The sequence below is a fragment of the Stutzerimonas kunmingensis genome (assembly GCF_014764705.1).
Lineage (GTDB): Bacteria > Pseudomonadota > Gammaproteobacteria > Pseudomonadales > Pseudomonadaceae > Stutzerimonas.
In genome coordinates this window covers 17,708-28,427 of the sequence record NZ_JACXXG010000043.1, presented here as the reverse complement: position 1 = coordinate 28,427, position 10,720 = coordinate 17,708, and the positions used below count along the sequence as shown (strand labels likewise).

Genomic DNA, 10,720 nt, shown 5'->3' with positions numbered 1-10,720 from the left:
AGATCAACCGCAAGAGCGTGATCGTCCTGGCCGAGAACGGCACGAAACAGTACAAGGTCTCACCGGAATTGCTAAGGCCCCTTCGGGACGTAAAGTAAGTCCAGTACGTCGTGGAATGAACGCTTACCGTACAGCTGTCGAGTCGATCATCCAGGTATCCAGATCGATCAGTCCTTCCTGGTTCAGGCGAATGTGCAAGCGCTCAAGAACTTGGTCGAACGTGCCGTCATCCCGCCAGTCACGGAAGCGTTGATACACCGTTGACCATGGCCCGAACCGCTCGGGGAGGTCACGCCAGGCAGCGCCTGAGCACAAGATCCAGAGGATGCCGTTGAGCATCAGTCGGTCATCTCTGCGGGGTCGCCCCATCTTCTGCTCGGGGGAAACCAGATCTGCGATCAGCTCCCAAGCGGCATCCGGGAGTTCGTAACGCTTTGCCATGCGGGCCTCCAGCCTGTCATGGCGTCAATTCTACCCGTTCGGACTTTTCGTACAGAACCTAGCCATCACCTTCTTGCCCTCAAAGATGCGCGCCGAGATTTCTATCTCTACCTGATTGACGATATCTGCAGCCGTAACGGTGCAAGCTAGGAGGGTCACGCACAAGAAGCTGCAGCAACGCGCTGCTATCAGCGCGCTGTCTCTGTTCATACATCCGAGAATGGAGCGCCGATCAAATCGCATACACTGGGCAAGATATCCAATTGGGTCATCACGCCGTGTTGCGGACGACCTTACTCGAGCACTGTTCAGCCTGAGACTCCGTCCGCGTTGGCTCAAGGACTGCCTTACCGGCTTGATGCCGCTAAGGTCTGGGTAAGTGATTTCATACGTGGTGAAATCATGAACAGCTACATAGTCGGATCCGCTACCTAACCCGCCAACAGCGTCGTGGCGAGGACCAGCCTGCTGCAAGAGATATTGACTGATTCAGGCTAGCGATCAACGTACCGAGAATCTATGTGCCAGTTTTTGTGACATAATCTGAAAATTCTCAATCCTGAAGAATTTATTCGGCTTAATGCGTCACAAATCGTTGGTTTTTAATATGCTTAATTATCAATAGCTTATGCTAATAAATACCGATTACCGACAAATTATCTAGATTAATACAAGCACAGGACGCACGTTTATTTTGCCCTCCGAAGGCAATTGCAAATACGAAAACAAAAAAACAACAACCAGAGCATTATTTTTTATATAACCCCAAAAGCCAAACATTGCAAAGGTGCAAAAATTCTATCCTTTCTATATCGCATTCCGGACTTTGGTTCGTTGGCCAAGGACGCACCATGTTAACCGGATCCCACAAGACGACCGGCCGGGAGCAGCACATAGGCCGACTGGATAGCGCTGGGTATGAGCAGGTGCTCCCATTCTTACAGCCGATTCACATTTTAAAATGCCAGAAGCAAGTGGAGTGATTTTAAATTGTGCTCACAGTTTGGGTCGGCGACGGACTGGGGCAATCGCCTACCGAGACACCACTGCCCACGGCATACTGCTTGTGCCAATTTTAAATTATGGGTTTGGGTCGGACACGCTACTAGATAGCCAGCCGAACGGCCTCCGGGGCGTTAACCGTGAGAGCTGTATAAAAATACAGTATAGCCTATTGCCTTTTTAAAGCGGAGCAACTTAGAATTATGAACAGAACAACAACCTGAGGAAAAAACATGTCTGTCCTAATTCTTAACTGCGAGCGCGACGAAGTCGGCGGTCAATACCTAGTAGCAAGCATTCACGGTGTGGAACACTACGTATCACTTGATGATGACTATCCGGAGCAAATCCCAGATTCAGATGATATAGTCCACCGCATTAATGCAGATGACTTCAATGAGCTTTCAGAGCAGGTACGCTCCTACGTGCGCAAGCACAGCATCGCCCCCATTCATTCACTCGATGATGTTAAGCTGCTTGCAATGCGGCTCGGCGATATGAAAGCAAAGACCTACGAAATCGACGAAGAAGGTCTTGGCCTCACGCTCCGTGACTGTAACGTAGATAAAGGTGTACGCATCCTAGCTCGTAAATTTCAGAGTACATATCAGGCACATCGCTGGCTGACCGAGCAACTGGATATTTTAGGTTTCAATGCGTCACGGTAAGCGTGCAAGCGCTAATGTCCCGCCATTGCATTCCTAATCAAAAGCCGCATGCAACCGCAGGCGCGCTATAGATAAAGACGTTTAACCGACTAAATTGACTTCATCCGACTCGGTTAGACGTTGGCTTTATTGTAGTCCACCTGATTAACTTGAAGGCTGCTCACTTCAAATCTTTTCTGTCTCGCGGTAGCCTTTCGTTTAGCAATGCTCGGCAACCGACGCACGCTTTATAGATTGAACCAACAAAGGCGCATGGATCATGGTTCATCTACAGCAGAAGTACCGTCATCCAGTATTTCCGCCTCGAGGCGCCCCATATAACCATTAAGCAATACTATAGCCAGCAGACAACATAGCGGAGCAAGTGCTTGCTCCGCAGAGAGTTGCGAAGACCGTCGTCAATTCGTACACCACCGTATTTCCCTGAAACAACCGTTAGTGGTCTATTTCTCAGGACAGGCAAAGGAACGCAGACAGCCGCCTAGTTCGCCTATTACCGTTGGCTACAGGCCGATGGTTTCGATTAATGATACCTACTTCGACTCAGACGAGCTTTTCCAACTCCGGCAGGATCTCGAACAGATCCCCGACCAGGCCGTAGTCGGCGACCTGGAAGATCGGCGCTTCCTCGTCCTTGTTGATCGCGACGATCACCTTGGAGTCCTTCATGCCCGCCAGGTGCTGGATCGCACCGGAGATGCCGACGGCGATGTACAGCTGCGGCGCGACGATCTTGCCGGTCTGGCCGACCTGCATGTCGTTCGGCACGAAGCCGGCGTCGACCGCGGCTCGCGAGGCACCGACTGCGGCGCCGAGCTTGTCGGCCAGCGAGTACAGGTGCTTGAAGTTGTCGCCGTTCTGCATGCCGCGGCCGCCGGAAACGACGATCTTGGCCGCGGTCAGCTCCGGACGGTCGGATTTGGCCAGCTCTTCGCCAACGAAGGCGGACTTGCCGGCGTCACCGCTGCCGGAGACCTGCTCGACGGCCGCTGAGCCGCCCTCGGCGTTCACCGCGCCGAAGCCGGTGGCACGCACGGTGATGACCTTGATCGGGGCGCTGGACTGCACGGTGGCGATGGCGTTGCCGGCGTAGATCGGGCGCTTGAAGGTGTCGGCGCTTTCGACGGCGATGATCTCGGAGATCTGGTCGACATCCAGCAGCGCCGCCACGCGCGGCAGGAAGTTCTTGCCATTGGTGGTGGCCGGAGCCAGCACGTGGCTGTAATTTTTCGCCCCACTTTCCCCTACAAGCTGCGCGATCAGCGGCGCGACGTTTTCCGGCAGCTGATTGGCGTAGGCCGCGTCGTCGGCGACCAGCACCTTGGACACGCCCTCGATCTTGGCCGCCGCTTCACCGATGGCGCCGCAGCCGCTGCCGGCGACCAGCACGTGGATGTCGCCGCCGATCTTGGTGGCCGCCGCCACGGTGTTCAGGGTTGCAGCCGCCAGGACCGCGTTGTTGTGTTCAGCGATAACCAGGATAGCCATCAAATCACCTTCGCCTCGTTCTTCAGTTTCTCGACCAGTTCAGCCACGAACTTGACCTTGATACCGGCGCTGCGGGCAGCCGGCGCTTCGACCTTGAGGGTCTTCACGGTCGAGGTGGTGGTCACGCCCAGCGCCTCGGGCGTCAGGGTTTCCAGCGGCTTCTTCTTGGCCTTCATGATGTTCGGCAGCGACGCGTAGCGCGGCTCGTTCAGGCGCAGGTCGGTGGTGACGATCGCCGGCAGGTTCAGCGCGACGGTCTGCAGGCCGCCGTCGATCTCGCGGGTGACGTTGACCTTGTCGCCAGCGACTTCCACCTTGGAGGCGAAGGTGCCCTGGGCGTAGCCGGTCAGCGCGCCGAGCATCTGCCCGGTCTGGTTGTTGTCGCTGTCGATCGCCTGCTTGCCGAGGATGATCAGTTGCGGCTGCTCCTTGTCGACCACGGCCTTGAGCAGCTTGGCGATCGCCAGGGAATTGAGTTCATCAGCGGACTCGACCAGCACGGCGCGGTCGGCGCCCAGCGCCAGGGCGGTACGCAGCTGCTCCTGGGCAGCGCTCGGGCCGACGGAGACGACCACGATTTCGCTGGCCACGCCTTTCTCTTTCAGGCGCACGGCTTCTTCCACGGCGATTTCGCAGAAGGGGTTCATCGACATCTTGACGTTGGCCAGGTCAACGCCGGAGTTGTCCGCCTTGACGCGGACCTTGACGTTGTAATCGACCACTCGTTTGACGGCGATCAGTACTTTCATGTGGAAAACCTCTCGATCTCACGGGAGCGGATGCCCGCCGCCCAGCCGGCGGGTAAGGCGAGCACCTGCCGGGTCGGTTCAGAAAAGCTCTTCGACGAGCGCCATGGTGCTGTGGCTACCGGCGAGCACGCTGGCAAGCAGGGCGCCGGTGCGAGGCAGCAGGTGGTCGGTGTAGAAGCCCGCGGTGACCAGCTTGGCCTCGAGAAAGGCGGGATCGCCGCGCCCTGCGGCCAGCGCGGCGGACGCGGCCAGCGCCGAGCGCGCCATGGCCCAGCCCCCGCACAGGTAACCCAACAGCATCATCAGGTTGAAGGCGACGCTGCCGGGCAGCGCGGGATCGCTTGCAGCACCTTCCAGCAGGTACTGGCGCGCTCGCCGTGCAGCTGCCAGCGCCTCGGCCAGCGGCGCCGCCAGCCTGCTGCAGCGCGCATCCTGGCGCAGGTGGCCGAGGGTCGTGTCGATGTCATCGAGCAGCTCGGCCAGCAACGCTCCTTCGTTGGCGAGGGTCTTGCGCCCTACCAGGTCCATCGCCTGGATGCCGTTGGTGCCCTCGTAGATCGGCAGGATGCGCGCATCACGGAAATGCCGCGCAACACCGGTCTCCTCGACATAGCCCATGCCGCCATGAACCTGCACGGCCAGCGAGGTCACCTCCTGCGCCAGCTCGGTCAGCCATCCCTTGATGATCGGCGTGTAGAGATCCACGCGGCCCTGGCGGGCACGGTGGCTGGCCGGGTCGGGCGCATGGCGGGCGCGGTCCAGTTCGGACGCCGCGAGCAGCGCCAGGGCGCGCATGGCCTCGGTCGAGGCCTTCATCTGCATCAGCATGCGGCGCACATCGGGGAAGCGGATGATCGGGTAGCGGCTGCCGTCGCGCTGGGTGCCCTGCAAGCGCTCGCGGGCATAGCTGCGGGCCTCCTGCCAGGCGCGTTCGGAAATCGCCAGGCCCTGCAGCCCCACGGCCTGACGCGCGTGGTTCATCATCGTGAACATGCAGGCCAGCCCGGCGTGCGGCTCGCCGACCAGGTAGCCGATCGCCCCGCCCTGCTCGCCAAAGCTCATGGTGCAGGTCGGGCTGCCGTGGATCCCGAGCTTGTGCTCCAGCGACACGCAGCGCACATCGTTCGGCTCGGCGGCTTCGCCTGCGGCGTTCGGCAGGAACTTGGGCACCAGAAACAGCGAGATACCCTTTACGCCAGCAGGCGCATCCGGCAGGCGAGCAAGCACCAGATGAATCACGTTGGATGTCATCTGGTGGTCGCCCCAGCTGATGAAGATCTTCTGCCCGGTGATGCGGTAGTGCTCGCCTTCGGGAACCGCGCGCGCCTTGACAGCCGCCAGATCGGAGCCGGCATCCGGCTCGGTGAGATTCATCGTGCCGGTCCACTCGCCGCTGACCAGCCTGGGCAGATAGCGTGCCTGCAACGGTGCCGACGCATGATGCGCCAGTGCCTCGATGGCGCCCTGGGTCAGCAGCGGGCAAAGCGCGAACGCCATGTTCGCCGCGTGCCAGACCTCACTGACCGCGGTCCCCAGCACACTCGGTAGCGCCTGCCCGCCAAACGCCTCGGGCGCGGTAAGCGAACACCAGCCCCCTTCGCTGAACAACCGATAGGCGTCGGCGAAACCGGGCGCCTCCTTGACGCCGTGCTCGGTCAGCCGGACGCCTTCCCGGTCGCCGATCGCGTTCAGCGGCGCCAGCACTTCGGCGCCCAGTTTTCCCGCCTCGGCCAGCACTGCCGCCGCCAGCTCGCTGTTGATATCGCCCAGGCCAAGCTCGGCGCATAGGCGCTCGAAGCCCAGTACTTCATTGAGCACGAACTCGGTGTCGCGGTACGGATGGACGTAATCGGCCATGTGCGTTTCTCTCGGTGCGTTAGTGGTAGCGCTGGCCGCTGTGCAGCCGCGCGCGGAACTCGTCGGTGAGTTGGTACAGCCCGCCGTGGTGTGCATGGCGCCTGGCGCGGGCGGCGAACTCGGCGAGCCCCTGGTTCTGGATGTAGCGCAGCGCGCCACCGCGAAAGCGCGGGAAGCCGAGGCCGAGCACCAGGCCCATATCCGCTTCGGCGGCACTGGCGACGATGCCGTCTTCGAGGCAGCGCACGGTTTCCAGGCACAGCGGGATCATCAGCCGGTCGACGATGTCCTGGTCGCTCACCTCGGCGCCCGGCGTACCCAGCAGCGCCCGCGCCTCGGCCGACGGCTCGCGCTGGCGCCGGCCCTGCTCATCGGTGCCGTAGAGGTAGAAACCGCGGCCGTTCTTCTGGCCCAGGCAGCCGGCCGCGAGCAACTGCTCCATCACCGGCTCGCCGTCATGCCCCATGCGCCCGGGGTAGCCCTCCTGCAGCACCCGGTCGGCATGCACCATGGTGTCCAGGCCGATCACGTCGGCGAGATAGGCCGGGCCCATGGGCCAGCCGAAGGCTTCCATGACCCGGTCGATACGCTCAAAATCGACACCGTCCTGCAGCAGCCGGTTGAAGCCGTTGAAGTAGGGAAACAGCACCCGATTGACCAGAAAGCCCGGGCAGTCGCCGACCACGATGGGCGTCTTGCCCAGCGCCAGGGCGAAGGCCACGGTGCGCGACAGCGTCGCGTCGTCGGTGTGGCGACCGCGGATGACCTCCACCAGCGGCATCATCGGTACCGGGTTGAAGAAGTGCATGCCGCAGAAGCGCTCGGGGTGGCGCAGCCCTTCGGCCAGCCGGTCGATGGAAATGGTCGAGGTGTTGGAGGCCAGCACCGCGGCGTCGGCCACCAGCCCCTCGGCTTCGCCGAGCACCGCGGCCTTGACGTCGGCCCGCTCGACCACCGCTTCAACCAGCAGATCGACCTCGGCGAAGCCCTGCCAGTCCATCGTCGGGGTGATCCGCTCGAGGATCGCCGCCTTCTGTGCCTCGCTCAGCTTGCCCTTGGCGACCTGCCGGTCGAGCTGGGCGGTGGCGGTGCGCATGCCCAGCTCCAGCGCCTCGGCACGGATGTCCTTCATCAGGATCGGCGTGCCGCTGGCCGCCGCCTGGTAGGCAATGCCGCCGCCCATGATGCCAGCGCCGAGCACTGCGGCGCGGCGCACCGGCGCGGCACCTTCGGCATGCCGACGGGCCTGCTTGCGCACCGCCTGATCGGCGAGGAACAGCCCGACCAGCGAGGCCGCCTCGGGCCCACGCGCCAGGGCCACGAAGGTCTCGCGCTCGACTCGCAGCGCCTCGGCGAACTGCAGCCCGGCGTGGGTCTGCACCGCGGCGAGAATCGCCTGCGGCGCCGGGTAGCGCGGGTCGAGCGTATCGCCACGGGCGGCGATGCCGTCCGGCACAGCCACCGGCTGACGCTTGCGTGCGCGCCAGGCCTGCCAGTCGCCGCCCTCGGCAACCTCACCGAGCAGCGCCAGCGCCTCTTGGCGCAAGGTTTCCGGGGGCATCACACGTTCGGCGACACCGGCCGTCAACGCCGCCCCGGCCTTCCGCGGCTTGCCCTCGAGCAGCCAGTCCAGCGCATCGGCCACGCCGACAAGGCGCGACAGCCGCACCGTGCCGCCGAAGCCGGGGCAAATGCCCAGGGTGACTTCCGGCAGGCCGACCTGCGCATCCTCGGCCAGCACCCGGTAGTCGGTGGCCAGCGCCAGCTCCAGGCCGCCACCAAGGGCGAACCCGTTGATCGCGGCAACGCTTGGGTAGGGCAGCGATTCCAGGCGCCCGAGGCTGTCCAGCGCCTGCTCGATCCAGGCGTGCAGCGCGCCCTCCCCGGCCTCGAACAGCGCGGGGAATTCGCTGACGTCCGCACCGACCACGAACGCCGGCTTGGCGCTACGCACCAGCAGCCCGCGCAACGCGGTGTGCTCGAGCACCTCCAGCGCCGCGCGCAGATCCGCCAGGGTGGCGCGGTCCAGTTTGTTAACCGACGAGCCGTCGACATCCAGCACCAGCTCGGCGAAGCCGTCGCCAAGCATTTCCAGGCGCAGCGCCTGCCCTTGATAAAGAGTCATCAGAGGCACTCCAGCAATGCGGCGATGCCCTGGCCGCCACCGATGCACAGGCTGACCACGGCGAAGCGGCCGCCGCTGCGGTGCAGCTCGTGCACGGCCTTGACCATCAGGATCGCCCCGGTGGCGCCGATGGGGTGGCCAAGGGAGATGCCGCTGCCGTTGGGGTTGACCTTTTCCAGCGGCAGGTCGAGCTGCTGCACCACCGCCAGCGCCTGTGCCGCGAACGCCTCGTTGAGCTCGAAGAAATCGATATCCCCGATCTCCAGCCCGTTGCGCGCCAGCAGCTCGCGCACCGCCGGCACCGGGCCGATGCCCATGATCTCGGGTGCCACGCCGGACACCTGGTAGTCCACCAGCCGCGCCATGACCTGGTGGCCGTTGGCCTCGGCGTAATCGCGGTCCATCAGCAACAGCGCCGCGGCGGCGTCGTTCAGGCCAGACGCGTTGCCCGCGGTAACGGTGCCGCCCTCGCGCTTGAACGCCGGGCGCAGAGCCGCCAGCTCTTCCGGCGTGCAGTCGTGGCGCACGTGCTCATCGGTGTCGAACGACCGCGTGCCTTTGCGGGTTTTCAGCTCCACGGGGACGATCTGCCCGGCGAAGCGCCCCTCGGCGATGGCGCGGGCCGCCCGGCGGTGGCTTTCCAGGGCGAGAGCGTCCTGCTGCGCACGGCTGATGCCGTAGCGCTCGGCGACGTTTTCCGCCGTGATTCCCATGTGATAACGGTTGATCGGACAGGTCAGCGCGCCAACCATCAGGTCGAGTGTCTGGCCGTCTCCCATCCGCTGGCCAAAGCGGGCCGCGGGCAGCAGGTAGGGCGCGCGGCTCATGGACTCGGCGCCGCCCGCGATCGCCGCTTGGCAAAGGCCGAGTTGAAGCTGCTGCGCCGCACTGATGACCGCTTGCAGGCCGCTACCACAGAGCCGGTTCACCGACATGGCGACGCAGCGCTCGGTCAGGCCCCCTTCCAGCGCAGCCACCCGCGAGAGATACAGATCGCGCGACTCGGTCGGCAGTACGTTACCGAACACGCAGTGCCCCACGCTCGCCGGGGCCACGCCGTAGCGCTTGACCGATTCGGCAACCAGTTGGGTTGCCAGCTCACTCGGCCTGGCGTCTTTGAGGCTGCCGCCGAAATCCCCGATCGCCGTGCGCAAAGCGCCGGTGATCACCACCTCTCGTAGTTGCATGGAAGGCTCCCTGCTCAGGTAGAGTTGCCGGATAGCGCGCAGGAAGGCCTCGAGCCGGCCACTGCACCAGCCGAGCACGTCGCCGCTCGCTCGTTCGTAAAGCGCCGCTAGCTTCGCCGCTCACGCAGGCGCCAGCCATAACCAAAGCTGACTAATACTTGACATAAACGGACAATCCGAGAGCCTCACATGTCTTACGAGGGCTACAGCATTTCGGTCCACTTCGCCTGCAGCGCCATCAAGGCGGCGCAGCGCAGTGGGCTCGACGAACAGGCGTTGCTGCAGGAAGCCGGCATCGGCCAGCGCCTGCTCGACAACGCGCAGATGCGCATGACCTCACTGCAGTTCAGCCGGCTGATGCTGGCGCTATGGCGCGTTGGCGACGACGAATTCATGGGCCTTGCGCCCTCCCGTAGCCGCCACGGTGTGTTCGCCCTGATGGCCCGCCAGGTCATCGGCTGTCGTCGCCTGGCCTCGGTCTATTACCGAATGGCGCGCTTTTACAATCTGGTCAACGATTCGCTGCGTCTGGAGCTGACCGCCGATGGCGGGCAAACCGCTTTCGTGATGCGCCTGGCCGATCCGGAGCATGACCCGGAGCATCTCTTGCGGGAAGTGTTCATGCTGCTCTGGCATCGTTTCGCCAGCTGGCTGGTGGGCCAGCGCATCGGATTGCGGGAGGTGCACTTCGACTACCCGCAACCGGCCAACCATGCCGAGTACAGGCTGATGTTTCCCTGCCCGGCACGCTTCTCGATGCCCGATTGCCGCCTGGTGCTCGACCCTCAATGCCTGGACATGCCGGTGGTCCAGACGCCCGCCACGCTGCGTGAACACCTGCGGCGGGCGCCGCTGGAATGGTTCACGCGCCCGTCCTACCAGGCCGCCTTCACGCGCAGCGTCAGTGACCTGTTCCAATACGATGGCGCGTTCAGGGACCTCGGTATCGAAGCCGCGGCAGCGGCGCTGCATATCACCGAGCGCACCCTGCGGCGGCGTCTTGCCCTCGAAGGTGCCCGCTTCCAGGCGCTCAAGGATGGCCTGCGCCGCGACCTGGCCATCCACTACCTCAGTCAGGCTGGGCTGCCGATCAGTGAAATCGCCCAGCGTCTCGGTTTCTCCGAACCTTCGGCTTTCACCCGTGCCTTTCGTCAGTGGACCGGCGACAGCCCACGCGCCTATCGGGAAGCAGCGCGGGCCTGA

7 protein-coding genes and 1 pseudogene are annotated in these 10,720 nt (G+C 63.3%); 2 read left to right on the top strand and 6 right to left on the bottom strand.

All coding sequences use genetic code 11. The features are described 5' to 3' along the window. Positions 1-126: 126 nt before the first annotated feature. Positions 127-441: pseudogene (locus IEG05_RS20990) on the bottom strand (IS5 family transposase); the annotation flags it as partial. A gap of 1,235 nt (positions 442-1,676) precedes the next feature. Here IEG05_RS20990 and IEG05_RS20985 point away from each other — a divergent pair. Then, entirely contained in the window at positions 1,677-2,111 is a 435-nt protein-coding gene (locus IEG05_RS20985; RefSeq protein ID WP_041110863.1) for a hypothetical protein, read from the top strand. Positions 2,112-2,654: 543 nt separating this feature from the next. Here IEG05_RS20985 and IEG05_RS20980 read toward each other — a convergent pair. The 5 genes from IEG05_RS20980 to bktB form a co-directional block, all read right to left on the bottom strand. Then, positions 2,655-3,599, bottom strand: a complete 945-nt coding sequence (locus IEG05_RS20980) for an electron transfer flavoprotein subunit alpha/FixB family protein (protein ID WP_042909929.1) — start codon at positions 3,597-3,599, stop codon at positions 2,655-2,657. Continuing rightward, a complete protein-coding gene (locus tag IEG05_RS20975; RefSeq protein WP_042909930.1) occupies positions 3,599-4,348 on the bottom strand; it encodes an electron transfer flavoprotein subunit beta/FixA family protein in 750 nt (249 codons plus the stop codon). Before IEG05_RS20975 ends, IEG05_RS20980 begins: the two co-directional genes overlap by 1 nt. Before the next feature lie 78 nt (positions 4,349-4,426). After that, the gene (locus tag IEG05_RS20970; RefSeq protein WP_042909931.1) at positions 4,427-6,205 is read right to left on the bottom strand and encodes an acyl-CoA dehydrogenase; all 1,779 of its coding nucleotides are present in this window, start codon (positions 6,203-6,205) and stop codon (positions 4,427-4,429) included. Between the two features lie 19 nt (positions 6,206-6,224). Continuing rightward, on the bottom strand, positions 6,225-8,330 hold the full coding sequence (gene fadB / locus IEG05_RS20965; RefSeq protein WP_041110995.1) for a fatty acid oxidation complex subunit alpha FadB: 2,106 nt from the start codon (positions 8,328-8,330) through the stop codon (positions 6,225-6,227). Further along, entirely contained in the window at positions 8,330-9,517 is a 1,188-nt protein-coding gene (bktB, locus tag IEG05_RS20960) for a beta-ketothiolase BktB (protein WP_042909932.1), read from the bottom strand. The genes fadB and bktB overlap by 1 nt, the downstream gene beginning before the upstream one ends. A 189-nt stretch (positions 9,518-9,706) precedes the next feature. On the opposite strand from bktB, the gene IEG05_RS20955 reads away from it, so the two are divergent. After that, positions 9,707-10,720: an AraC family transcriptional regulator gene (locus IEG05_RS20955; RefSeq protein WP_042909933.1), complete on the top strand. Its 1,014-nt coding sequence runs from the start codon at positions 9,707-9,709 to the stop codon at positions 10,718-10,720.

Bases quoted from the DNA above. Each gene is read 5' to 3' on its own strand.
- bktB (WP_042909932.1), bottom strand. From the start codon at position 9,517: ATGCAACTACGAGAGGTGGTGATCACCGGCGCTTTGCGCACGGCGATC.
- IEG05_RS20970 (WP_042909931.1), bottom strand. From the start codon at position 6,205: ATGGCCGATTACGTCCATCCGTACCGCGACACCGAGTTCGTGCTCAAT.
- IEG05_RS20975 (WP_042909930.1), bottom strand. From the start codon at position 4,348: ATGAAAGTACTGATCGCCGTCAAACGAGTGGTCGATTACAACGTCAAG.
- IEG05_RS20955 (WP_042909933.1), top strand. From the start codon at position 9,707: ATGTCTTACGAGGGCTACAGCATTTCGGTCCACTTCGCCTGCAGCGCC.
- IEG05_RS20985 (WP_041110863.1), top strand. From the start codon at position 1,677: ATGTCTGTCCTAATTCTTAACTGCGAGCGCGACGAAGTCGGCGGTCAA.
- fadB (WP_041110995.1), bottom strand. From the start codon at position 8,330: ATGACTCTTTATCAAGGGCAGGCGCTGCGCCTGGAAATGCTTGGCGAC.
- IEG05_RS20980 (WP_042909929.1), bottom strand. From the start codon at position 3,599: ATGGCTATCCTGGTTATCGCTGAACACAACAACGCGGTCCTGGCGGCT.